General features: G+C 66.6%; 23 protein-coding genes. 11 read left to right on the forward strand and 12 right to left on the reverse strand.

The window, feature by feature from the left end:
* Positions 1–6 precede the first annotated feature (6 nt).
* Positions 7–924 (forward strand): aldose 1-epimerase family protein, encoded by a 918-nt coding sequence (locus FOE78_RS15655; RefSeq protein ID WP_143987130.1) that lies wholly within the window; start codon positions 7–9, stop codon positions 922–924.
* Here the strand turns inward: FOE78_RS15655 and ggt are convergent.
* Positions 912–2,747, reverse strand: a complete 1,836-nt coding sequence (ggt, locus tag FOE78_RS15660) for a gamma-glutamyltransferase (protein ID WP_143987131.1) — start codon at positions 2,745–2,747, stop codon at positions 912–914. The two genes, FOE78_RS15655 and ggt, sit on opposite strands and share 13 nt — an antisense overlap.
* A gap of 207 nt (positions 2,748–2,954) precedes the next feature.
* Between ggt and FOE78_RS15665 the strand changes: the two genes are divergently transcribed.
* The 4 genes from FOE78_RS15665 to FOE78_RS15680 all read left to right on the forward strand — a co-directional run bounded on the left by FOE78_RS15665 (position 2,955) and on the right by FOE78_RS15680 (position 6,352).
* Entirely contained in the window at positions 2,955–3,776 is an 822-nt protein-coding gene (locus tag FOE78_RS15665) for an amino acid ABC transporter ATP-binding protein (protein ID WP_143987132.1), read from the forward strand.
* A gap of 61 nt (positions 3,777–3,837) precedes the next feature.
* Positions 3,838–4,686, forward strand: coding sequence for a glutamate ABC transporter substrate-binding protein (locus FOE78_RS15670; protein ID WP_143987133.1), 849 nt, complete (start codon positions 3,838–3,840; stop codon positions 4,684–4,686).
* A 65-nt stretch (positions 4,687–4,751) separates the two neighbouring features.
* On the forward strand, positions 4,752–5,441 hold the full coding sequence (locus FOE78_RS15675) for an amino acid ABC transporter permease (RefSeq protein WP_143987134.1): 690 nt from the start codon (positions 4,752–4,754) through the stop codon (positions 5,439–5,441).
* Positions 5,438–6,352 (forward strand): amino acid ABC transporter permease, encoded by a 915-nt coding sequence (locus FOE78_RS15680; RefSeq protein ID WP_143987135.1) that lies wholly within the window; start codon positions 5,438–5,440, stop codon positions 6,350–6,352. Before FOE78_RS15675 ends, FOE78_RS15680 begins: the two co-directional genes overlap by 4 nt.
* Before the next feature lie 111 nt (positions 6,353–6,463).
* Here FOE78_RS15680 and rny read toward each other — a convergent pair whose 3' ends face one another.
* The 5 genes from rny to FOE78_RS15705 all read right to left on the reverse strand — a co-directional run bounded on the left by rny (position 6,464) and on the right by FOE78_RS15705 (position 11,762).
* On the reverse strand, positions 6,464–8,077 hold the full coding sequence (gene rny, locus FOE78_RS15685; RefSeq protein WP_143987136.1) for a ribonuclease Y: 1,614 nt from the start codon (positions 8,075–8,077) through the stop codon (positions 6,464–6,466).
* A 316-nt stretch (positions 8,078–8,393) separates the two neighbouring features.
* Positions 8,394–9,389, reverse strand: coding sequence for a phosphotransferase enzyme family protein (locus FOE78_RS15690; protein ID WP_143987137.1), 996 nt, complete (start codon positions 9,387–9,389; stop codon positions 8,394–8,396).
* A gap of 372 nt (positions 9,390–9,761) precedes the next feature.
* Positions 9,762–10,358: a GNAT family N-acetyltransferase gene (locus FOE78_RS15695; protein WP_168207544.1), complete on the reverse strand. Its 597-nt coding sequence runs from the start codon at positions 10,356–10,358 to the stop codon at positions 9,762–9,764.
* Positions 10,359–10,517: 159 nt separating this feature from the next.
* Positions 10,518–11,081 (reverse strand): GNAT family N-acetyltransferase, encoded by a 564-nt coding sequence (locus FOE78_RS15700; RefSeq protein WP_168207545.1) that lies wholly within the window; start codon positions 11,079–11,081, stop codon positions 10,518–10,520.
* Positions 11,082–11,105: 24 nt separating this feature from the next.
* Entirely contained in the window at positions 11,106–11,762 is a 657-nt protein-coding gene (locus FOE78_RS15705) for a TetR/AcrR family transcriptional regulator (protein WP_143987140.1), read from the reverse strand.
* Positions 11,763–11,891: 129 nt separating this feature from the next.
* On the opposite strand from FOE78_RS15705, the gene FOE78_RS15710 reads away from it, so the two are divergent.
* The 4 genes from FOE78_RS15710 to FOE78_RS24820 are packed head-to-tail and all read left to right on the forward strand — an operon-like array spanning position 11,892 to position 15,231.
* A complete protein-coding gene (locus FOE78_RS15710) occupies positions 11,892–12,827 on the forward strand; it encodes an SDR family oxidoreductase (protein WP_210414615.1) in 936 nt (311 codons plus the stop codon).
* A gap of 14 nt (positions 12,828–12,841) precedes the next feature.
* Complete coding sequence (locus FOE78_RS15715; protein ID WP_143987141.1) at positions 12,842–13,483, forward strand: UbiX family flavin prenyltransferase; 642 nt, start codon at positions 12,842–12,844, stop codon at positions 13,481–13,483.
* A complete protein-coding gene (locus FOE78_RS15720) occupies positions 13,440–14,927 on the forward strand; it encodes a UbiD family decarboxylase (RefSeq protein WP_143987142.1) in 1,488 nt (495 codons plus the stop codon). The genes FOE78_RS15715 and FOE78_RS15720 overlap by 44 nt, the downstream gene beginning before the upstream one ends.
* Before the next feature lie 49 nt (positions 14,928–14,976).
* Complete coding sequence (locus tag FOE78_RS24820) at positions 14,977–15,231, forward strand: FHA domain-containing protein (RefSeq protein ID WP_407662661.1); 255 nt, start codon at positions 14,977–14,979, stop codon at positions 15,229–15,231.
* A 116-nt stretch (positions 15,232–15,347) separates the two neighbouring features.
* Here FOE78_RS24820 and uppS read toward each other — a convergent pair whose 3' ends face one another.
* The 4 genes from uppS to recA all read right to left on the reverse strand — a co-directional run bounded on the left by uppS (position 15,348) and on the right by recA (position 18,744).
* Positions 15,348–16,130, reverse strand: coding sequence for a polyprenyl diphosphate synthase (gene uppS, locus FOE78_RS15730; RefSeq protein ID WP_143987143.1), 783 nt, complete (start codon positions 16,128–16,130; stop codon positions 15,348–15,350).
* Positions 16,131–16,189: 59 nt separating this feature from the next.
* The gene (locus FOE78_RS15735; protein ID WP_143987144.1) at positions 16,190–16,816 is read right to left on the reverse strand and encodes a DEAD/DEAH box helicase family protein; all 627 of its coding nucleotides are present in this window, start codon (positions 16,814–16,816) and stop codon (positions 16,190–16,192) included.
* A 76-nt stretch (positions 16,817–16,892) separates the two neighbouring features.
* The gene (locus FOE78_RS15740; protein ID WP_168207547.1) at positions 16,893–17,648 is read right to left on the reverse strand and encodes a regulatory protein RecX; all 756 of its coding nucleotides are present in this window, start codon (positions 17,646–17,648) and stop codon (positions 16,893–16,895) included.
* Between the two features lie 49 nt (positions 17,649–17,697).
* Positions 17,698–18,744 carry a recombinase RecA gene (recA, locus tag FOE78_RS15745; RefSeq protein WP_143987146.1) on the reverse strand — a complete coding sequence of 349 codons (1,047 nt, stop codon included), beginning with the start codon at positions 18,742–18,744 and terminating at the stop codon, positions 17,698–17,700.
* 525 nt (positions 18,745–19,269) lie between these two features.
* Between recA and FOE78_RS15750 the strand changes: the two genes are divergently transcribed.
* Complete coding sequence (locus tag FOE78_RS15750) at positions 19,270–20,625, forward strand: MFS transporter (RefSeq protein ID WP_143987147.1); 1,356 nt, start codon at positions 19,270–19,272, stop codon at positions 20,623–20,625.
* A gap of 99 nt (positions 20,626–20,724) precedes the next feature.
* Here the strand turns inward: FOE78_RS15750 and FOE78_RS15755 are convergent, their stop codons facing one another.
* On the reverse strand, positions 20,725–21,981 hold the full coding sequence (locus FOE78_RS15755; RefSeq protein WP_143988839.1) for an aspartate aminotransferase family protein: 1,257 nt from the start codon (positions 21,979–21,981) through the stop codon (positions 20,725–20,727).
* A 62-nt stretch (positions 21,982–22,043) separates the two neighbouring features.
* Here FOE78_RS15755 and FOE78_RS15760 point away from each other — a divergent pair, with 62 nt between their 5' ends.
* Positions 22,044–23,507, forward strand: a complete 1,464-nt coding sequence (locus tag FOE78_RS15760) for an NAD-dependent succinate-semialdehyde dehydrogenase (RefSeq protein WP_143987148.1) — start codon at positions 22,044–22,046, stop codon at positions 23,505–23,507.
* Here the strand turns inward: FOE78_RS15760 and FOE78_RS15765 are convergent.
* Positions 23,497–24,153: a DUF2461 domain-containing protein gene (locus FOE78_RS15765; protein WP_228265847.1), complete on the reverse strand. Its 657-nt coding sequence runs from the start codon at positions 24,151–24,153 to the stop codon at positions 23,497–23,499. The two genes, FOE78_RS15760 and FOE78_RS15765, sit on opposite strands and share 11 nt — an antisense overlap.
* Positions 24,154–24,234 lie beyond the last annotated feature (81 nt).

Below are 24,234 nucleotides of genomic sequence, written 5' to 3' on the forward strand. Positions count from 1 at the left end.
GGTGTCATGACTGCGAGCGTCGCCACCAGCCCCACCGGACATCAGTACGAGATCTCCTCCGGCAGCTACCGGGCGGTGGTGACCGAGCTCGGCGCCACCCTGCGCCGGCTCCAGGTCGATGGCCGCGACCTCATCGCCGGTTTCGGAGCCGGCGATCGGGTCGCCGGCGGACGCGGCCAGCAGCTGATGCCGTGGCCGAACCGGATCCGGGACGGCCGTTACAGCTTCGGCGGCGAGGATCACGAGCTGCCGCTGAGCGAACCCGAACGGCACAACGCGATCCACGGCCTGGTCCGCTGGGTCGGCTGGGAGCTGGTCAGCCACACCGCCGACACGGTCACCCAGCAGGTCACGGTCTTTCCGCAGAAGGGCTGGGACAGCACCATCCGCTGCACGCTGACCCACCAACTCTCCGATCGCGGACTGACGGTGACCGTCGGCTGCGACAACGTCGGCGATCGGGCGGTCCCCTTCGGTTACGCCGCCCACCCCTACTTCACCCTCGGTGAGCAGAGCGTCGACGAGATCGAGATCACCGCCCCGGCCGGGCAGTATCTGAAGGTCGACGATCGGCTGCTGCCGGTCTCGCTGGAATCTGTCGACGGCCTGGACGAGGATCTGCGGACTGCCGCGCCGCTGGGATCGCGCAACTTCGACACCGCGTTCACCGAGCTGGCAGGAGACGAGCAGGGTCGCTGGCGGATCCGGCTGGCCCGCAGCGACCGGGAGACCTACATCTGGGCCGACCAACACCACCGCTGGACTCAGATCTACACCGGGGACGACCGCCGCGATATCGGCCTGGCGGTCGAACCGATGACCTGCGGCCCGGACGCGTTCAACTCCGAGCTCACCGCCGACGGCCTGGTGATCCTGGAGCCTGGTGCCTCCTATCACGGCGTCTGGGGCATCTACGGCCGCTGAGGGCGCACCACTCGGGCGCTGCCGCCGTGCGCACGATCGGTCTCGGCTGCCGCGGTGAGTTCGCGTCGGCCGACGTCGATGCCGGAGGCGTTGCCGATCTCCGGGCCGTCGACCAGCTTGTGGCCGAGCGCGGTCAGGCCGGCGCCGGTGGCCGAGTCGGCCAACCCCTGATCGGTGGCCTCGGTGCTGCTGTTGCGCGAGCTCAGCCGGGGTGCCTTGATCGCGTCCACCAGCGGCAGGCCGCGCTCGAGGTGGCCGAGGATGATCTGCGCCACCGAGGTGATGATGGTTGCTCCGCCTGGAGTGCCGCAGACCAGTTCCGGCCGGCCGTGCCGGGTGATGATGGTCGGGCTCATCGAGGACCGCGGCTGCTTGCCCGGACCGGGCAGGTTGGGATCGGGTACGCCTGCGGTCAGCGGCACGAAGTCGAAGTCGGTGAGTTCGTTGTTGAGCAGGAAGCCGTAGCCCGGAACGGTGATCCCGGACCCGCCGATCTGCTCGATCGTCAACGTGTACGCGACCGCGTTGCCCCACCGGTCGACCACGTTCAGGTGGGTGGTGTTGGGGCCCTCGTACGGCTCCGGCTGGCCAACGCGGTGCCCGGAATGGTGCCCGCCTCGCGGAAAACCGAACGGGATCGGCCGCGGCTGGGCGTGCTCGGGGTCGAACAGCCCTGCCCGTTCGCGGGCGAACCGCGTACTCAGCAGCTCGCGGATCGGCACGCCCGGCACGTCGCCGACCCATCGGTTCCGGTCGGCGAACGCGGTGGCGCTGGCCTCGGAGAAGCGGTGCAGGTAGTCCACCTCGGACAGCTGTGCCAGCGAGATCCCGGTGCTCGCCTGGTAGGCCTGGATCAGGTTCAGGATCTCGCCCACCGCGATCCCGCCCGAACTGGGCAGGCTCATCCCGTACACCGTCCGGTCTCGTAATCCACTGCGGGTCGGCGGCTTGACCTCGGCCCGGTAGCGACGGATGTCGCCCATGGTGAGCTGTCCGGCGTACACGTCCACGCCGGGCGCCGTCGGTGGACGCCCGGCCGCCTCGGCGACGGCCCGGCCGATCGGCCCGTCGTAGAACTCGCCGGTTCCGCGCCGGCGCAGCAGCCGGTAGGTGTCGGCCAGGTCCGGGTTGCGGAACCCGTCGCCGATGCTCGGCACCGCGCCGCCGGGTAGGAACAAGGCGGCGCTGGCGGGAAACTTGGCGAACCGGTCGGCATTGCTTTCGATGTACTCCTGGAAGTGTGCGTCGACCACGAATCCGCGGCGGGCCAGCTCCTCGGCCGGCTCCAGCAGGTCGCCGAGCCGGCGGGTGCCGAACCAGCGGGCTGCGGTCGCCCAGGTGGCCAGCGTGCCGGGCACCCCGATCGACAGGCCGGAGGTGACCACGTCGCCGAAGGCGAGCGCGTTGCCGTCCCCGTCGGTGAAGACGTCCTCGGTGAACGTACGCGGTGCGTTCTCCCGTCCGTTGATCGTCCACACCCGGCCGCTGCGTGCGTCCCGGTAGACGAAGAATCCGCCGCCGCCGATGCCGCTGGAGAACGGCTCGGTGACGCCCAGCGCAGCCGCTGTCGCGACCGCCGCATCGACGGCGTTGCCACCGGCGCGCAGCACCCGGACGCCGATGTCACTGGCGTACGGGTCCACCGAGGCGACCGCGCCGCCCCGCCCGATCGCCTCCGGCACCTTGATCGGTTCGGGCACGGTGCGATCGTCGGCGTGCGCAGTGACCGGCGTACGCACGGTGGCTGCTGCCACGCCGACGGCTGCGCCGGCCGCCAGGAACGCGCGGCGGGAAGAACGGGAGGTGGGAAGCGACGGCTGCATGCAGAACTCCTTCGTCCGGCTCGGCCGTCGAAGCAGCCGAACCTGCTCGTCAGTGATTGCCCATGGTGCCTACTGATCACGGCGTGCTGTCAAGCATGCGGTCGAACGCCGGCCCGCAGCCTGACCGGCGAAATCGGTTCCGGACCGTAACCGAATCTCAATACCTCCTGGCGATGTGCGCGATCAGGTTCGTTTAAGGTCCTCCCTATGACCGGATCCCCCAACTCCTCCGCGTCGGGTTCGGCCGACGGGCCGCAGCTGGCACCTGCAGCGCCCGCGTCGGTCGCCGTCGGCGAGCCGTTGGTCGTACTGACCGATGTGCAGAAGTACTTCGGCGACCTGCACGTGCTCAAGGACATCAACCTGTCCGTCGGCCGCGGCGAAGTGGTGGTGGTGATCGGTCCGTCGGGTTCGGGCAAGTCGACGCTGTGCCGCTCCATCAACCGGTTGGAGACGATCGAGTCCGGCTCGATCACGATCGACGGGGTGCCGCTGCCCAGCGAGGGCAAGGAACTGGCCAAGCTGCGTTCCGACGTCGGCATGGTGTTCCAGCAGTTCAACCTGTTCGCGCACAAGACGATCTTGGAGAACGTGACGCTGGGCCCGATCAAGGTCCGGAAGAAGGGCAAGGCCGAGGCCAACCAGCGCGGCATGGAGTTGCTCGACCGGGTCGGCGTCGGCAGCCAGGCCCAGAAGTATCCGGCCCAATTGTCCGGCGGCCAGCAGCAGCGGGTGGCGATCGCCCGAGCGCTGGCGATGGATCCGAAGGTGATCTTGTTCGACGAGCCCACCTCGGCGCTCGACCCGGAGATGATCAACGAGGTGCTGGACGTGATGATCCAGCTCGCCGAACAGGGCATGACCATGATCGTGGTCACCCACGAGATGGGGTTTGCTCGGACGGCGGCGAATCGGGTCGCGTTCATGGCCGAGGGCCAGATCCTCGAGGAAGCCGATCCGGAGCAGTTCTTCACCAACCCGAGCACCGCCCGGGCGAAGGACTTCCTGAGCAAGATCCTCACCCATTGATCAACAACCGACGTGCATTGATCAACAACTGACGTTTGCAACTCGAAGGGACAACACTCCAATGCGTTTCACGAAGAAGATCGCCGCAGTCGGCGCAGCCTCCGTGCTCGCTCTCGGCATGGCCGCGTGTGCCAGCGACGACAACGGCAACGGCGGCTCGGGATCGGGCGACAACGCCTCGAAGTCGATCACCATCGGGATCAAGTTCGACCAGCCGAACGTGGGCATGAAGGTCGGCTCGGACTACCAGGGCTTCGACGTCGATGTGGCTCGGTACGTGGCCAAGGAGCTCGGCTACGACAACATCACCTTCAAGGAGGCGAAGTCGGCCGACCGGGAGACGCTGATCCAGTCCGGCCAGGTGAAGATGATCTTCGCCAGCTACACCATCAATGAGGAGCGGCAGCAGAAGGTGTCGTTCGCCGGCCCGTACCTGATGGCGGGGCAGGATCTGCTGGTCCGCAGCGCCGACAATTCGATCACCGGTCCGGACAGTCTGAACGGCAAGAAGCTCTGCTCGGTGACCGGCTCCACCTCGGCGCAGAACGTGAAGAAGGACTTCGCCAACAAGGTGCAGTTGCAGGAGTACGACTCCTACTCCAAGTGCCTGCCGGCGTTGATCTCGGGCAACATCGACGCGCTGACCACCGATGACGACATCCTCGCCGGTTACGCAGCTCAGCCGCAGTACAAGGGCAAGTTGAAGCTGGTCGGCAAGCCGTTCAGCGAGGAGCCGTACGGCGTCGGCATCAAGAAGGGCGACACCGAACTCTGCAAGAAGATCGACACCGCACTGACCAAGATGCAGAGCAGTGGCGAATGGCAGAAGGCGTTGGACAAGAACTTCGGTGACGCCGGTTACAAGCCGGACCCGTCGAAGAACCCGCCGCAGCAGATCCCCTGCTCCTGAGCCGACAGGGCCCGGGCGGTGCCGACCGCCCGGGCCTCTCGTCCATCAATCGTTGAGGAGGCCGCGTGGGCGACCTGCTGTCGTTGATCAAGGAATTCCATTTCCTGGCAGCGTTCTGGATGACGATCAAGCTGACCGTGGTCGGCGCGATCGGATCGTTGATCCTGGGCACGATCATCGCGATCTTCCGGGTCTCCCCGGTCCCGGTGCTGCGAGCCATCGGCACCGGATACGTGACCTTGATCAGGAATACTCCGCTGACCTTGATCGCGTTCGTCTGCTCGGTCGCCCTGCTGGGCACTCTCGGTCTGTCGCTGGCGAGCCCGCACGCCACCGATGACGTTGTGCAGAACGGATTCCGCTGGGGCGTGATCGCCATCGCGGTCTACCACGCGACGTTCGTCGCCGAGGCCCTGCGCAGCGGCGTCAACACGGTTCCGCAGGGTCAGGCGGAGGCGGCTCGGGCGATCGGCCTCAACTTCGGCCAGTCGCTGTCCTCGATCATCCTGCCGCAGGCCTTCCGGGGCTCGATCGCACCGTTGGGCAACACCTTGATCGCGCTGACCAAGAACACCACCGTGCTGTCCACCGTCGGCGTCGCGGAGATGTCGTACGCGATGAAGAACATGATCGAGGCCCGCGCTTCCCTGCTCTACATGATCTTCCTGCTGGTGGCCGCGGCGTTCGTGATCTTGACCCTGCCGGTCGGCGCTTTCTTCACCAGCCTGTCCAAGCGGATGGCGGTACGTCGATGAGCGATCAAACCACCGTCCTGTTCGATGCGCCGGGCCCGAAGGCTCGCCGCCGGCACCTGATCATCGGCGTTGTCGCCGGTCTGCTGTTCCTGCTGGCTCTGTTCTTGATCATCCGCGGGCTGGCCAACCCGAAGAACAATCAGTTCACCGCGGCGATGTGGAAGCCGTTCCTGGACGCCAGCACCTGGCTGGACTATCTGCTGCCCGGGTTGGCGTCCACGCTGCTGGCAGCCGTGATCGCGATCGTGCTCAGCATCATCCTGGGCGTGCTGCTCGGACTTGGCCGGCTGGCGCAGAACAGAATCGTTCGCGGCGCTTGCGGTGTGATCGTCGAATTCTTCCGGGCCGTGCCGGTGCTGGTCGGGATGCTGTTCTCCTACTACTTCGCGCTGTTCGTGCTGCATCTGCCGAATCGGCAGGCGTTCTTCGGCGTGATCGTCGGTCTGACCCTCTACAACATGGCCGTGATCGCCGAGCTGATCCGCTCCGGCGTGCACTCGCTGCCGGGCGGACAGCGGGAAGCCGGTCTGGCCATCGGGCTGACCGAGAGTCAGAGCCAGTGGGCGATCCTGCTGCCGCAGGCGATCACCGCGATGCTGCCGTCGCTGGTCAGCCAACTGGTGGTGATCTTGAAGGACACCGCGCTGGGCGCGATCATCGGCTACCCGGATCTGCTGCAGAGCGGCTATACGATGTCCAACCTGTACGGGAACCTGATCCCGACCGTGATCGTGGTGGCCGCGATGTACATCATCATCAACTACAGCCTGACCCGGGTGGCGCGCTGGCTGGAACGACGGATGGCCCGCCGTGGCCGCAGCGCCGGCAAGCCGCCGCAGGACACCATGATCGACAACCCGGCCGCCTCGGCCAACGCCGCCGCCTCCACCGTCGGGGTCGGCAGCCTCTGACCCCGCGGCCCCCACTCCCGCACCAGCAGCAGCACCCCGCACCGGGTGCAGCCAGTGCGGGGTGCTGCAGCTGGTGCGGGAGTGGGGGGCCGCGGGGTTGAGAATCAAAATTCAGCGGGCGGTTTCGACCGCGCGGGACTCGCGGATCACGCTGACCTTGATCTGGCCGGGATAGGTCAACTCCTCCTCGACCTGCTTGGCGATGTCGCGGGCCAGCACCTGGGCCTCGATGTCGTCGATCACGTCGGGGGCGACCATCACCCGTACCTCGCGGCCGGCCTGCATGGCGAATACCTTCTCCACGCCGTCGTGGGCCAGCGCGATCTCCTCCAGCCGCTCCAGCCGCTTGACGTAGGCCTCCAGACTCTCCCGGCGAGCACCCGGCCGGCCGCCGCTGATCGCATCGGCGGCCTGGGTCAGCACGGCCTCGACGGTCTGCGGCTCGACCTCGTTGTGGTGTGCCTCGATGGCGTGCACGATGTCGGGATGCTCGCCGAACTTGCGGGCCAGGTCGGCGCCGATCAGCGCGTGCGAGCCCTCCACCTCGTGAGTGAGCGCCTTGCCGATGTCGTGCAGGAACGCCGCCCGTTTGCAGGTGGCCACGTCCAGATGCAGTTCGGCGGCCATCAGGCCGGCGATGTGAGCGGACTCGACCAGGTGCTTGAGCACGTTCTGCCCGTACGACGTTCGGTAGCGCAGCGCGCCGATCACCGGCACCAGATCCGGATGGACGTCGGAGATGCCGACCTCGGCCATCGCGTCCTCGGCGGCCCGGAGCACCCGCTCGTTGATCTTGGCCTTGCTCCGTTCGTGCACCTCCTCGATCCGGGCGGGGTGGATCCGGCCGTCGGCGATCAGCTCGACCAGGGTGATCCGGGCGGTCTCCCGGCGGACCGGGTCGAAGCTGGACAGCAGCACGCTCTCCGGGGTGTCGTCGATCAGCACGTTGACCCCGGTGACCTGCTCGAAGGAGCGGATGTTGCGCCCCTCGCGGCCGATGATCCGGCCCTTCATGTCGTCGCCGGGCAGGTGTACCGCGGTCACCACGGACTCCGAGGTCTGGTCGGAGGCGATCCGCTGGATGGCGCCGACGACGATGTCCCGGGCCCGGTCCTCGGCGTCCCGGCGGGCCGCGCTCTCGATGTCCCGGGCGACCAGCACGGCCTGCCGCTTGGCTTCGTGTTCCACGGTGGCAACGAGTTCGGTCTTCGCCTGATCTTGCGTCAGCCCGGCGACCCGTTCCAGCTCCTGGGTGTGGGCCGCCTCGGCGACCGACAGTTCGTCGGATCTGGCGGCGAGGTCGGATTCCAGCTCATCGAGCCGCTGGGCCCGTTCGTGCATGTTGCGGCTCTCGTCGTCCAGCCGGGTCTCGCGTTCGGTGATCCGCTGCTCGCGACGATCCAGCTCCTGCCGCGCCGACCTGAGCTCTCCGCGGCGAGCCCGGACCTCCTCGTCGGCCTGGTTGCGGGTTGCCTGAGCTTCCCGCAGCAGCTCGTCGGCCCGGCCGCGAGTGTCGCGCTGGTAGGTGTCGGCGTCGGCGCGTAGTTGTTCGGCGTCGGTCCGCAACTGCTGGGCGTCGCGTTCGGCGCCGGCGACGACTTCCTGACCGGCGTGGGCGGCTTCGATGCCGGACTGGCGACGACGGAACGCCGCTACGGCGACGAGCCCGATGAGGACGACCAGTGCGATCAGAATCAGCACCTCGACCCAGCTGATGTCCAACACTCGTCGCTCCTCCCAGGTCCGGGCGCGCCTGATGCGTGCCCCAGGTAAGAGGGTTCGACGAATCACTCGCGCAGCCCGCGAAGGGCTGACCGCGATCCAGCTACGTCATGCCGCGTACTCGGTGTCCGCTCACTTTCGGTTGAGACGGCGGTGGTGGTTATATCAACGGCCCTTCGGCCGCCGTGCGTTATCTCGCTTCAGCTGCACCCGCCGGGGCGAGTGCCGTCAAGTTCCCTCTTGACCCGAAGACTAGATCTGGGCCCAACACGGGTCAAGGTCCACGCGCCGCCACCGAACGTCCGGCCGGCGGTGCGGATCAGCCGGCCGCGTTCAGCTCAACGATCCGTTTCTCCAATTCGGCCAGTGTCGGCAGCCGACTGCCGACATTGCCGACCGCGTTCCGGGCGAAGTCGTGCTGCTCGGGATAGTCCGGGTTCAGCAGCAATTCCGACTGAACCCCGAGGAAGTTCAACTGAACCGCGACCGAGGTGGCCAGATCGTCCGGTTCGGTGATCCCGGCGGGGCCGTCGGCCCGCCGGTACGCCCGGTAGAGCTCGAGCCCGCGGTCGCCGTTCCCGCGCACCATGCTGCCGAGCTCCTGCCGCGGCACCAGCGGACCGGAATTCTCCCAGTCGATCAGCCACGGCCCGTCCGACCGCCAGATCAGGTTGTCCGCGCCGACGTCGGTGTGGCACCAGACGGCTCCCCGCTGCGGGGCTCCATTGACCACGGCGGTGAGCTCCAGCAGGTCGGTTCGGCGGAGCCGGAGCTGCTCGGCGACCTCCGGCATGGACCCGGCCAGCCGCGCGGCCAGATCGTCCCATTGGTAGTCGACGCGGACGAACCACGGGTCGATCGGCTGCCCGCCGGCGTCCTCGGCCAGCCGATGTATCGCGGCCAGCCAGCGGGCCATCGGTTCGACGGTGTCCGAGTCATCGGTGCTGCCCACCCTGCCATCGAGCCAGTCCAGCACCCGATACTGGGTGCTGGCTTCGGACTGATCGTCGAGGGTGAGGACGAAGCCATCGCCGTCGATCCGCTCGATCGACCGCGGTCCCGATACCCCGACGGCCCGGCACTCCTCGGTGAACTCGACCTCGCGCCGGATGGCTTCCTCGGTGTAGTGGCCCCAGTACGACCGCTTCACCGTCCAGCATCGACGCCGACCGGCCAGCTCGGAGGTGATCTTGTTGACGGCGCCCATCGCACCCCGAGCCACGAACGCGGTCTCGATCGGCGCACCCAACCCGTACGCATCACAGACGGCGGCCAGCGAGGCGGTCGGCAGAGTGTCATCGGGACTGAACGACATTCGCCGCAACCTACCGGCAGGCGCGAGCCGCCCGGGACTGGTTTTCTGTACGCGTTTGACTTCAGGTACGGGTTGGCGCCTTCTGTACGGGTTGGCACCGTGGAGCCTGTGCGATGCGATGAATGCGGCCGTTGTGCCCTCGGCTGTCCATTGGCCGCGGCCCGGGTCGACTCGGCGGATCGGAGCGGTTGTCGGTCCCTTCGACGGGCTCAGAACCTGGTTCGGGTTCGGGGATCTTGTCCGAGCTTCCGCCAACTTGTCCGAGCTTGCGTGCCCTCTCAAGGCCCGAAATGTCTTGCAAGCTCGTAGAAAGCTGCAGACCCTCGGACAACTCCGCAGAACCTCGGAGAAGCTCTCTCAACCAGGGCACCCTCACCGCGCGACGCCGTCCGGAGGCGCCTGATCCCGATCATGCATTTGATCTTGGTCATGCAGCTGATGTTGGCCATGCGGCTGATCTTGCCCGTGCACCCACTCGTGCGGCAGTGCGGCGAACCACATGACGTCACAGCGTTCGCCGTGCCAGACGCTGTGCGAGCGCATGGTTCCCTCGTACACGAAGCCGGCTCGGCGGGCCACCGCGACCGAGCCGTCGTTCCCGGCCAGGATCGTCAAGAAGACCCGGGCCGCACCGAGTTCGAACAGCCACCGGGTGAGCAGGACGACCGCTCGGGTGGCGTACCCGCGTCCTCTGGCCTCGGGCGCGACCCAGTAGCCGAACTGCGCGACGTCCTCGCCGGTCCAGTCGTCGACTCCACAGCAGCCGACCAACTCACCGGAGTCCGCGTCGGTGATCGCGAACGCAACTCCCGAAGGGGTTCCGGTTGTCGCGAACGCACTCCAGCCGCGGAGGAACTCGTCGATGACCTGTTCGGCATCACGGATCGTCGGCGGCGGAGCCGGGCGTCCCTGCCGGTCGTGGCTGCCGTTGTAGCGCCGGATCGCCGGGTCGGCACTGGCCTGCGCCACGAACGGAGCATCGGCTCTCGACCACGGTCGGAGCGTGACCACACCATCGGAAAGAGTTGGCGAGAGACCGCCGGCACCAGCATCACTCACGTCTACCTCGGCTCCTCGGACAACTTGCCGTGCGCATGCGGGGGCACGCGCTTGTTCAGACGGGAAGGCTCAGTCAACCTGCCACGACGGCACATAGAGCAGATCCTCGTACGTCTCGCCGGTGGCTTTCACAAAGCTGTCGCGCGTGCCGACGCATCGGTATCCGCTCTTCTCAGCTACCCGCCGTGAAGCGGCGTTGGATGGGTCGATCACCAGTTCGTAGCGCCGCGACGCATCCTGATCTTGCGCTGCCCGTGTCAAGCTGGTCAACATCTCGGTCGCAAGTCCGCGACCACGCCACGCCGGAGCGATACCGTAGACGATCTCCACGATGTCAGGTCCGTGCTTCTGGGCGCCGATCATCCCGATGATCGCGTCCGATTCCTTCAGGACGGCAAGATGAACGAGACCGAAGTCGCCGGCTGCCCCCTTCACGAACTCCTGCACCACGTCGTGAGCTCTCTGGGGTGGTGAGGATGCAGCGATCCCGATCCAGCTGGGATCGGGACCACGTCCGTACTCGGCGATCGCTGCCTCATCGGCCCAGCTCGCGGGTCGCAGCCGCCACCAGGTCCCTCCGATTTCCGACCAGTCCACGGCGCGAGCATCGCATTGTGCTGTCAGCGGCACCACCGAGAATCCGTCGGCCCAAAGCACCTACCGAGACCGCGGAGCTTTGTCGTGGCTCCGCGTCTTGTCCTGGCCCCGTGCCGCGATGAGGTCTTGGATGAGCGTCAGCGAGAGCCGGCCGGCATCCGAACCGCCGGGGGCGTTCAGGGCACGGTCGAGGGCCCACCGGTCCAGCACGCCGAGCACGGCGATGGTCAGTTCGACGACAAGGTCGGCGGGAATGTCGCGCCGCACCAGCCCGAGCGCCAGGCCTCGACGTACGGCCCGATTGAGCCAGTCGGCGACATCGGTTCGCAACTTCTGCAGGGCGCTGTCGGGATCGGCCGAGTCGTCTCGGTGATACATCAGGCCGAGGTTCCGCGTCTCCGGATGTTCGGAGGCCGCGCGGGCGAGCTGATCGAGGATCTCGGCCATCGCGGGCCAGAAGTCGGTGGCGGTGAGATCCGCCAGCTTCGGCATGGTGAGCCCATCACCGAGCCGTCTGCGCAGGACGGTCACGACGTGATCGTGAAGTCCCAGCTTGTTGTCGAAGTAGTGGTAGAGCGAGCTCTTCGCCCAACCTGCGGCTTCCAGGATCTCGTTCAGCGACGCGGCCTGGTAGCCGTCGCGGGCGAAGGTCTGCGCGGCCGCAACCAGCAGATCCTGCTCGCTGTTCGGGTCCACGGGGCGGGCTGGTCGGGCCATGCGGACGAGCGTACCAAATTCGTGTACTCACCGGTCCACAAATCGTGTACCGTGTGGTCCAAGAACTCCGGTGCCGGGTCGTGTCAACCCGGCGCCGGGCACGGCTCGCGACGGAAGAAGCACGAAATCATGACCACAGATCCTCACCACGAAGCGCGTCCGAGCATGCCCGGCAAGCGCGTGCTCGTTGCCGGAGCGACCGGCTATCTCGGCCGGCACCTCGTACAGGCGCTGATCGATGCGGGTTGTCGCGTACGGGTTCTGGTGCGGCGACCGGAGCAGGCTGCCGGCTTCCCCGCCGGGGTTGACGCCTTCGTCGGGCAGGTGACGGATCCGGCAACTCTGGCCGGCGTCACCGATGGCGTCGAGCTGGTGTTCTCGGCGCTCGGCATCACCCGCCAGCGAGACGGCGTCGGTTACCTGGATGTCGACTACCGCGGCAACCTGGCCCTGCTGCGGCTGGCAGAGAGCGCAGGCGTCGCGCGGTTCATGTACGTGTCCGTGCTGCACGGGCGCGAACTTCGTCGAACCGTGCGGCTGGCCGCGGCGAAGGAGAAGTTCGTCGACGCGTTGACCGCCTCCCCCGTCTCCTCGGTGGTGGTGCGCCCGACGGGCTACTTCTCCGACATGGACGAGTTCCTGGCCATGGCCGGCCGCGGCGTCGTGTCACTGATCGGTGACGGACAGCTGAGGATCAACCCGATCTCCGGTCGCGATGTGGCCGACGCTTGCCTCGAGGCCGCGAGGTCGGACGCGACGGACGTGCCGGTCGGCGGTCCCGACGTACTGAGCTATCAGGACATCGCCCGTGCCGCCTTCGCCGCGCACCGGACCGAACCACGGATCCGTCACCTCCCCCGCGTCCTGGTCGTCGCCGCGGTATGGGTGCTCTCACGGTGTACTCCCGAGCGCGTCCACGGACCGCTGCAGTTCCTGACCGCGGTGATGACCAACGACATGACCGCACCGCCGACCGGATCGGATCACCTTGCCGACTACTTCGCCCGACAATCCGTCGGCGTCGGTGCGCCGACGACCGCGCCCGATGCTCCCGGTGCCGGATAGGTGCGGAGTCATCGATGCGCATCGACGGCCATCCAGCCCCGCCTAGGCTGGTGGTAGGGATCAGCGGAGCCACCGGCATCGGCTACGGGATCGCGGTGCTGGAGCTGGCCCATAAGGCAGGGTGGGAGACCCATCTTGTGGTGAGTGCGGCGGGCCAGCAGACACGGGCGTACGAGACGGACCTGTCGGCGGCCGAGCTGGCCGCCATGGCCGACGTCGTCTATCGGCCAGCCGACGTGGGAGCAGCGATCGCATCCGGATCGTTCCGCACCGACGGGATGATCGTCGCACCCTGTTCGATCCGAACGCTTTCGGCCATCGCATATGCGCTCAGCGACAACCTGCTGACCCGGGCGGCCGACGTCACGCTGAAGGAGCGACGGCCCCTGGTGCTGATGGTGCGCGAGGCGCCGTTGACTCTCGGCCATCTGCGGGCGATGACTGCGGTCACCGAGGCGGGCGCGATCGTCATGCCACCTGTGCCCGCTTGGTACCTGCGCCCGACAAACGTCCCGGACATTCTCGAACACTCGGCCGCACGAGCCCTCGACCTGCTCGGTGTGGAAGTCCCCGATCTGCCCCGTTGGGGCGAAGACCTTGCAGAGGAGAAGCATGAGACATATCCGCGATCTACGCGAGTTCGTCGCCGAGCTTGACAAGATCGGCGAGATTCAGCACATCGAAAGAGAGGTGGACTGGAATCTTGAACTGGGTGCGGTGGCCCGGCGGTCCTATGAACTGCGCGCACCGGCGCCGTTGTTCGAGAACATCAGCGGGATCGGCGACGGCTTCCGGGTGCTGGCCGCGCCGGGCGGGTTGTCGTCGCAAGCCGGACTCGCCTACGCTCGGATCGCGATCGCGCTCGGCCTGCCGCCGGACGCAAGCGGCGCCGACATCGTCACCGCGCTTGCCGATGCCCGGCGACGCGACCCGATCCCACCCAGGCTGCTCGACACCGGGCCGTGCAAACAGAACGTGATGCGCGGCGACGACATCGATCTGTTGCGGTTCCCGACACCACTCATCCACGACGGTGACGGCGGACGCTACCTGCAGACGTACGGACTCAACATCGCCAAGACCCCGGACGGTTCCTGGACGAACTGGTCGATCAACCGGATGATGCTGCTGGACCGGAACCGGCTCGCCTGCCTGATTCCGCCGCCGCAGCATCTGGGGATCATCAAGGCACAGTGGGAAAAGCGCGGCGAGCCGATGCCGATCGCGGTGGCGTTGGGCGTGGAGCCCGGACTGCCGTACGTCGGTGGGATGCCGCTGCCCGAGGGTGCGGACGAGTCTCACTACCTCGGCGCCTACTTTGGCGAGCCGCTCGATGTCGTCGCTGCCGAGACCGTGGATCTGCTCGTGCCGGCAACCGCGGAGATCGTCATCGAGGGATATGTGTCGCACACCGACGTCGCGGACGAGGGCCCGATGGGCGAGTATCCCGGCTACCTCGATCGCAGCGCTGCGTTGCCGCGTCCCGTACTGCAGGTGACCGCGGTGACCTACCGTGACCAGGCGATCCTTCCGGTGGCCGTAGCCGGAGCGCCGGTCGAGGAGGACCATACGGGCTGGGGTATGCCGCACGCTGCAGAAATGGTCCACATCCTGCGTCGGGCCGAGCTGCCGGTCGCTGCCTGTTGGGGAGTGCTCGAGTCTGCGAACCACTGGTGGGTCGTTGCCGTGCGGCCGGACTGGCACGAACAGACGGGGCTGTCCTCGAAGCAGCTTGCCGAACAGATCGGTCGTACCGTGTTCGGCGCCGGCAAACTCGCGTTCGGGATACCCAAGCTGCTGCTGGTCGAGAACGACATCGACATCGCGGACCCGAGGCAGGTGATCTGGGCCTTCGCCAGCCGTGCCCATCCCGAGCACGGGGAGATCCACTTCGCCAATGAATCGCAGAACATCCTGCCGATCTACCTCGACGCCCACGAACGGCTCAGCTACCACGCCACAAAAGTTGTTCACAACTGCCTGATCGCCGACCGGTTCGAGCCAGACGAACGCCCGACTCCCTCGGACCTGGCGCATGCCTGGCCCGCCGACATCCGTCGACACGTGATCGACAACTGGCACGCCTACGGATATCGCTGAGCTTGACCGCAGCCTGCCGACATTGCCGCTTTCGGACTCCTCTTCACCCGTGCTGGTCATCGGGCGTCGACCAGACTGCGACGTCGTCCTGCGCGACGAGGCAACCTCCCGCGTACACGCCGTCCTGATGCTGTACGCGAGACGTTGGTATGTCATCGATCGCGAATCGACCAACGGCACCTTCGTCAACGAACGCCGCATCTGGGGAACAGCAGCCGTCCGTCCGGGAGATCGCCTCAGCCTTGGCCCAATCACCTTCCGGCTCGCGAATCCCGGAGTTCCTGATCTCGTGAGTACACGGTGAATGCCGGAGTCGGATGGCGACCGTCGTCGGCATGGGCTGCTGAGCGTCGTCCGCGGTCCTGCACTGGCGACACGGTCATGATCATGTCGCCGGATGGGACCGCTGAGATCTTGGATTCAGCTGCGACCGCGGCGTCTGCGGGTGTAGTCGCGGACAGCGCGGAGTAAATCGACTTCGCGGAAGGCGGGCCAGTAGGCGTCGCAGAAGTAGTAGTCGGCGTGGCTGCCCTGCCAGATCAGGAAGTTGGACGAGCGCTGTTCACCGCTGGTGCGAATGATGATGTCGGGTAGCGGCAGGCCGGGCTGGTAGAGGTGCCGGTCGATGTCGGTTGCCTCGAAGGTGTGGGCCAGGTCGTCCAGCGTCTCGGTGGTGGCTGTGTGCTCGTCAAGGTACGCGATGAACGCGTCCACGATCTCCTGCCGACCTCCGTATCCGACGGCCAACGTGAGGTGGCGTCCGGTGTGGATGGCGTCGGTCCGATTGCACAGCTCCTTCAAGGAGGTCGCCGTGCTGTCGGGCAGGACATCCGGATTGCCGGCCATGTGGACCCGCCAGGACCGGCCCGGCCGGGTAAGAATCCGGCTGATCGTGGTCTCGATGACGTTCATCAGGAAGGACACTTCCCCGGCTGCGCGTCGATCGAGGTTCTCGGTGGAGCAGACGAACACGGTGACATGGTTGATGTCGAGGCGTTGGCACCAGTGGAGCAGATCTTCCAGGTGCTCGGCGCCGTACTGATGCCCGATGCTGGGGTTGTCGAACCCGGCCCGTCTGGCCCACCGACGATTGCCGTCCATGATCACGCCGATGTGATCGGGCAGCCACGACTGAGCGGCAAGGTGACGTCGCAGACGGTACGCGTACAGCCACTCGACGGTTCGACGAAGACGTAACACCATTCAGACAGCATCCACCCGAACCGTTCACCGAGACACGTCGCGGGCCAGCTAGGCCAAGGCTAGACCGCGTCGGCGGGGCGCAGGTCGCGGGCGGCATCGGTCGCGTCTTGGTTGAGCCAGGCGAGTGCGATGCGAGCCACGTCAGTGGGTGCCAGGTCGTGGGTGTCGAGGCGCAGATGCGGATGGCGGGCGAGGAACGCGTCGGCGGGAGTCGTTGTGGATCCGGTCGGATCCGTGTTCAGCTGATGGGACTCCATGCGGCGGACGTTGTCGTCGGACCACTCGACATCCCGCTTGGTCGGTTTGGCAGCCAGCCGGCTCTCGCCCCGATTGCGTACCAGCCGTGTTGCAAGATCAGCGGCGAGTTCTAGCACCCAGACCTCGCCTCCGGCCTGATCGAAAGGCGCGACGAGCTCTTCGACATAGCCGGCATCAGCCGGGTCCTGCAGGCCCCACACGAAGGTGAAGATCAGATCCAACTTGTTGCGCGCTGCTTCCTGAATCACTCGCCGGCGGAACTCGGCATTCAGGACGTTGAAAGGCTCGGTGCCGTAGCCGAAGACCTCGACCAACGGCTCGATGGTGTGGTGATTGTGGAATAGCCGGAAGTCGCTTTGTGCGGCGATCTCTCGGCCCACTGTCATCTTGCCGACGGCGGGAGGTCCGATGATCAGAAGCAGCCTCATGGTCGGCAACGGTCCCAGACTGCTGGCCCGACCTGCAACCGAGTTCGCTTTGCTGCCGCGAGCCCGGTTGAACACATCAGGTGTCCGGATCGGCCCGATCCCCCAACACGGACGACAGCACCTGCGATGTGAGGCCCGGGGAGAATCCGCGGCGCGCCAAGGCGCCGGCGAGACGTCGATACTTCACCTGCCGGTCGAGACCGCTCATCGTACGGAGCTTCTTCTCGGCCAGCGCGGTGGCGGCCGCGAGTTCGTCGTCCGGCTCCACCGTCGCGAGGGCGTTGTCGATGTCGTCGCGATCGACTCCCTTGCGGACCAACTCGTGCCGCAGCGCCTTGCGGGACAGGCCGCGCCGCGACTGCCGGGACTGGACCCACGACTCGGCGAACGCCGCGTCGTCGACCAGCCCGACCTCCTCCATCCGGTCCAGCACCACGTCCGCCGCGTCGTCGGGGACGTCGCGCTCCTTCAGCGCCTTGGCCAGCTCACTGCGCGATCTCTGCTGCGCGGTCAGCTTGCGCAGCACGATCTCGCGCGCCACCGACTCCGGGTCCGCCTCCGGCCCGGGCTGCCGATCGGAATCGGTGTCGGCAACCTTGCGGCGTCGGGTTCGGACACCCTCGCGACGCCCTCGGACGTCGCGAGGATCGGGTTGCTGCTGCTCCTGCTGTCGGGCCGACCGTCGCGGCGCCGGTTGCCGGACCGCCTGCTCCGCCTCGGCCAGTGCGGCTGCCGCGATCTGCTGGCGTTCGTCACGGGAGCGAGCGCCCGGATCCAACGCGAGTCCCGGTCCTTCGACAGACTCGGGACCCTTGTTGACTCCGTCGGTCACCGGAGCCGGTCCTTCGACAGGCTCAGGACCCTTGTCGGAGGTCATCGGCTCAGAACTCGACCTCGCCGGTCACCGGGTCGACGCCCTCGGGGACGTCGGACGCCGGGCCGATGCCGAGCTTCTCCTTGATCTTGGCCTCCAGCTCGTTGGCCACCTCGGGGTTGTTGCGCAGGTAGTTGCGGGCATTCTCCTTGCCCTGGCCGAGCTGGTCGGCGTCATAGGTGAACCAGGCGCCGGCCTTGCGGATGATGCCGGTCTCCACGCCCATGTCGATCAGGCTGCCCTCGCGGCTGATGCCCTGCCCGTACAGGATGTCGAACTCGGCCTGCTTGAACGGCGGAGCGACCTTGTTCTTCACGACTTTGACCCGCGTCCGGTTGCCGACCATCTCCTGGCCGTCCTTCAGGGTCTCGATCCGGCGCACGTCCAGCCGCACCGACGAGTAGAACTTCAGCGCCTTGCCACCGGTGGTCGTCTCCGGCGAACCGAACATGACGCCGATCTTCTCCCGCAGCTGGTTGATGAAGATGGCGGTGGTGTTGGCGGCGTTGAGTGCACTGGTCATCTTGCGCAGCGCCTGCGACATCAGCCGGGCCTGCAGGCCGACGTGACTGTCGCCCATCTCGCCCTCGATCTCGGCGCGCGGCGTCAGCGCGGCGACCGAGTCGATCACGAGCAGATCCAGCGCACCGGAACGGACCAACATGTCGGCGATCTCCAGCGCCTGCTCGCCGTTGTCCGGCTGGCTGACCAGCAGGGCGTCGGTGTCGACTCCCAACTTCTCGGCATACACCGGATCGAGTGCGTGCTCGGCGTCGATGAAGGCGCAGATGCCGCCCGCGGCCTGAGCGTTGGCGACCGCGTGCAGCGCGACGGTCGTCTTACCACTGGACTCCGGTCCGTAGATCTCCACCACTCGGCCACGCGGCAGCCCGCCGATGCCCAGCGCCAGGTCCAGGGCGACCGAACCGGTCGGAATGAAACCGATCGGCTGCCGCGTCTCGTCGCCGAGCCGCATGATGGAGCCCTTGCCGTACTGCTTGTCGATCTGTGCCAGCGCCGTGTCCAGCGCCTTCTCCCGGTCGGTTACGGCCATTGCGGTGTCCTCTCGAATCTTTGCTTCTCGTCAGTCACCAAGACACTAAGCGCGGGCACTGACATTTGTTCGGTACTCCCCGGCACCTGTGGATGACGCTGCGAAGTCCTCTTCCTGCGGTGGATAACTTACCGAACACTTGTTCGAACATCCAGCGGGACACGCCCGGGATCTCCACACCTCGACTGGCAATCGCAGCCGAGACCGCGTACGGTCCTCAGACCTATGAGCGACCTGGGGCTGATCACGTCCGCCCTCGCTGTGCGATCAGCGAGCGGCGCGAGCGTCCCGACGCGTCGTTGTGTAAGGTCAGTCAGAAGCAGATTGTCAACAAACCTACGATCTCTTCGGGCAGAGTACTTCCTGCCCAGCCGTTGACCGACGGGACTCTCGGCTCCGGGCCCTCTGGCCCGCCGGTCCTGTGACCTTGTACGCCCATCGAGAAGGCCAATTCAATACGACGTCGAGCCGTCCTGTCGCCGCCATTGCGACGGCGGGCTCGCGCCCGATGAGGAGGAAGACCAGATGAGCACGACCAGTACGACGAGCGCGAAGGAGCCGTCACCGAGCGTCCTTCGCCGGGCCATTGCGGCCTCCGCGATCGGAAACGCCACCGAATGGTTCGACTACGGCGTCTACGGTGCAGCAACGATCTACATCACCAACCACATCACCGGCGGCAGCATCATCGTTACGCTGCTCGGATTCGCGGTCTCCTTCGTGCTCCGGCCGCTCGGCGGATTCATCTGGGGTCCGCTCGGTGACCGGATCGGCCGCCGCGCCGTGCTGTCGATGACGATCATCCTGATGTCCGGCGCGACGTTCCTGCTGGCCTTCATTCCCACCTACGCGACTATCGGCGTCGCCGCGCCGATCATCCTGGTCGCCCTGCGCGTCATCCAAGGGTTCTCGACCGGTGGTGAGTACGGAGGCGCGGCCACCTTCATGGCCGAGTACGCGCCGGACAAGAAGCGCGGCTTCTACGGCAGCTTCCTCGAATTCGGCACCCTGTCCGGCCTGGCCGGCGGCGCGTTGCTGATGTTGCTGCTGCAGGTCGCCACACCTGACTCGTTCATGAACAGCTGGGGCTGGCGGATCCCGTTCATGGTCGCAGCGCCGCTCGGTCTGGTCGGCCTGTATCTGCGGACCCGGCTGGAGGACACCCCGGTCTTTCGTGAGTTGGAGGAGAAGGGCGAGAAGGAGGAGAAGGCCAGCGCTGCGCTGGGCGAGGTGATCCGCAACCACTGGCGGACGATCCTGGTCCTGATGGGTCTGGTGGTCGCCCTCAACGTGGTCAACTACACCCTGCTGTCGTACATGCCGACCTATCTGCAGGACACCATCCACCTGAGTGCCAACAAGGCGTTGCTGTTGCCGATCATCGGCGAAGTGGTGATGATGATCTTCATCCCGTTCGCGGGCAGGCTGTCCGATCACATCGGTCGCAAGCCGGTGTGGCTGATCTCGATGGTCGGCCTGTTCGTCCTCGCCATCCCGGCCTACATGTTGATGGGAGCGAACTTCGGCCTGGCGATCCTCGCCTTCGTCGTGCTCGGCCTGCTCTACATCCTGCAGTTGGGCACCATCTCGGCGACCTTCCCGGCGATGTTCCCGGCGACCGTGCGTTATGCGGGCTTCGCGATCGGCTACAACGTCTCCACGGCCCTGTTCGGAGGTACGTCGTCGCTGGTCAACGAGTGGATGATCGGCGTGACCGGGAGCAACATCTTCCCGGCGTACTACATGATGGGCGCTTGCGCGATCGGCATCATCGCCTGGTTCTTCATGAAGGAGACCGCCGGTGCGTCGATCCGTGGCACCAAGGTGCCCGAGGCGGCACGGACCGCGACCGGCAAGTTCATCCGGCCGAGCGCGGTGTGATCAACGTGAGTTGACCTTCGTCAGCGAATGATCATCGGGCCCCCGTCGACAGTTCGACGGGGGCCCGATGTGCTGCTACCCGTGATCATCATCGGATGATCACCGAGCGAGTACGGCGTGCACCGCGTCGGACCAGATCCCGGCGGCTTCGTCGATCTCCTCGGCGTTCACCACCAGGGCAGGGATGAAGCGGACCACCTGACTCCACGCACCACAGGTCAACAACAACAGTCCGCGCCGGGCGGCCTCCTGCTGCACGGCGGCGGCTGTGGTGGTGTCCGGATTTCCTTCCGAGTCGCGGAATTCGGCCCCGATCATCAGGCCCAGACCTCGTACATCGGTGAGCTGATCATGATCATCGGCGATCTTGATCAACGCTGTCTTCAGTTGATCACCACGATCGGCGGCGTTCTGCACCAGCTTCTCGTCCTCGATCACGTCCAGCGTCGCCAGTGCCGCCGCACAGGCGACCGCATTGGCGCCGTAGGTGCCGCCCTGGCTGCCCGGCCAGGCCTTGGCCATCAGCTCGTCGGAGGCGGCGATGGCCGACAGCGGGAAGCCGGATGCCAACCCCTTCGCGGTCACCAGCACATCCGGTCGGACGTCGAAATGATCTTCGCCCCAGAATCTCCCGGTCCGGCCGAAGCCGGTCTGCACCTCGTCGATCACCAGCTGGATGCCGTACCGGTCGGCCCGCTCCCGCAGTCCGGCGAAGAATCGGGCGTTACCGGGCACGTAGCCACCCTCCCCCAGCACCGGCTCGACGAAGAACGCCGCGGTCTCCTCCGGCTGGGTCAGCGTCTGCAGCACATAGTCCAACTGCTTGAGGGCGAAGTCGGTGGATTCCTCAATGCTCCAACCGAAGTAGGTCGGATCCGGGAACGGTGCGACGTGCACACCCGACATCAACGGGGAGAAGCCGCCCTTGAACTTCGTACCCGAGGTCGTCATCGATGCGGCGGCGACGGTCCGGCCGTGAAACCCGCCGTGGAAGACGATCACGTTCGGCCGCCGCGTGGCCTGTCGAGCGAGCCGTAGCGCCGCCTCGATCGCCTCCGAACCCGAGTTGGCGAAGAACATCCGATTCAGCCCGGTCGGCAGCACCTCCCCCAGCCGGTCGACCAGGCTCAGCAGCGGTCGATGCATCACCGTCGTGTACTGCGCGTGGATCAGGGTGGCGACCTGCCGCTGAGCCGCCTCGACCACCCGCGGATGGCAGTGGCCGGTACTGGTCACCCCGATGCCGGCGGTGAAGTCCAGGTAGCGGCGGTCCTGTTCGTCGTAGAGACAGACGCCCTCGCCACGTGCGGCCAGCACGCCGGTCGCCTGCTTCAGGATCTGTGAGAGTTCAGCCATCATTACCGTCCGATCATTGTCTGATTGTCGACAATCCTGGTTTCGGTCCTATGCTGCCATACATGAACGCCGCAGCAGAAGCAGCCGTGATCAACGCCGTACCCAAGCAACTCTTCATCGGTGGTTCGTGGAGTGATGCCACCGACGGCGCCACCCTCGACGTGCGGGATCCGGCCACCGGGCAGACGCTCTGTTCGGTTGCCGACGCCTCACCGGCGGACGGAATGGCAGCGCTGGATGCCGCCGTGAAGACCCAACCGGAAATGGCAGCGCTGTCGCCGCGGGAACGAGCCGACATCCTGACCACGGCCTTCGAGTTGCTGCATGAACGCATTGATGATCTTGCGCTGTTGATGACGCTGGAGATGGGCAAGCCGGTCGCCGAGGCCAAGGGAGAGATCACTTATGCGGCCGAGTTCTTCCGGCATTTCGCCTCCGAGGCCGTACGGATCGACGGCGGCTATCAGACCGCGCCGGCCGGCGGCTCCAGGTTCTTGATCACCAAGCAACCGGTCGGGCCGTCGATCTTGATCACGCCGTGGAATTTCCCGATGGCGATGGGCACCCGCAAGCTCGGGCCGGCGATCGCGGCGGGCTGCACCAGCGTGATCAAACCGGCCGAGCAGACACCGCTGTCGATGCTGGCATTGGCTGCAATCCTTGCTGAGGCAGGGCTTCCGGCTGGTGCTGTCAACGTGATCACCTGCACCGACGCCGGTGCCGTGATGGAGCCGATGATCAAGTCCGGGTTGGCCCGCAAGCTGTCCTTCACCGGATCCACCAAGATCGGCAAGCTGTTGCTCGAGCAGTGCGCGGACAAGGTGTTGCGGACCTCGATGGAGCTCGGCGGCAACGCGCCCTTCATCGTCTTCGACGACGCTGATCTTGACGAGGCGGTCAGCGGGGCGATGGCGGCCAAGATGCGCAATATGGGTGAGGCCTGTACGGCGGCGAACCGGATCTACGTGCACGCCGACGTGATCGACGAGTTCGCAGCGTTGCTCGCGGAGCGGATGGGCGGGCTGCGGGTCGGACGCGGCACCGAGGACGGCGTCGACGTCGGTCCGCTGATCGACCAGGCAACGCTGGACAAGGTGACGCGGCTGGTCGCCGACGCGGTCGATCGGGGGGCGCGGGTGGTCACCGGCGGTTCGGCGCCGGACGGCGACGGCTACTTCTACACTCCGACGGTGCTGACCGGCGTGGCCAGGGACGCGGCGATGAACTCGGAGGAGATCTTCGGTCCGGTGGCGCCGCTGACCCCGTTCACCGAGGAGGACGAGGTGGTCGGGCTGGCCAACGCCACTCGCTGGGGGCTGGTCGGTTACGTCTACACCAACGACCTGCGCCGGGCGATCCGGGTCAGCGAGGCGCTGGAGTTCGGCATGGTCGGGCTGAATCAGGGCGTGGTGTCCAACCCGTACGCGCCGTTCGGCGGGGTGAAGGAGTCCGGCCTGGGCCGCGAGGGCGGCTCGATCGGCATCGACGAATTCCTGGAGACGAAGTACATCGGCATCACCGTGTGAGGTGCACCGTGGTGCCGCTGACCTGACCGGACACCCACTCCACCAGCGGCCTGACCTGGCGCCAGTCCCTCTTGATCTTGGTCGCCAGCTCGGCGGAGTGGATGATCGGCTCGAAGCCGTACGACTTGTGCACGGTCAGCGATCGGTGCCGCAACAGCTCGATCCTCGGGTGATCAAGATCAAAACCGCGCGGAGCGGTCTTCAACCGGTCTCCCCCGGTCTCCCAATGTGACCTGCTGAGCTTGGCCAGCAAGCGCTCCAGCTCCGGACCGCGCACGTCGTCGGCAACTGCGCGGCGAAAGCGGGCCAGCGCGTCCGGGCCGGCGTGATAAAAGCCGCCCGCCACCATCACGCCACGGGCGCTCAATTCGACATACCAACCCGTCGCCTCCGCGGTGGCGACAAACGCTCCCTGATGGGTCTTGTAGGGCGTCTTGTCCTTGGCGAAACGGACGTCGCGGTAGGGCCGGAAGATCTTCGCCGGCCCGAACTCTCGTTCCAGCCCGGCCAGCAGCGCCTCCATCGGCCCGCGTACGTGGTCTTGGTAGACCTGCTTGTGCGCGTCCCAGAACGCCTTGGAGTTGTCGACCTCGAGGTCGTCGTAGAAGTCCAGGGCCTCGGTGGTGAATCCGGCGAAGTTCGACACGGGCGATCCTAATCGCCGGGGCGCCGGCTGCGAACGAGAGCCCCGACGTCGTGTTGGCTCGAAATACGCGGATTTCCCGGG

The organism is Microlunatus elymi (genome assembly GCF_007362775.1).
Classification (GTDB): domain Bacteria; phylum Actinomycetota; class Actinomycetes; order Propionibacteriales; family Propionibacteriaceae; genus Microlunatus; species Microlunatus elymi.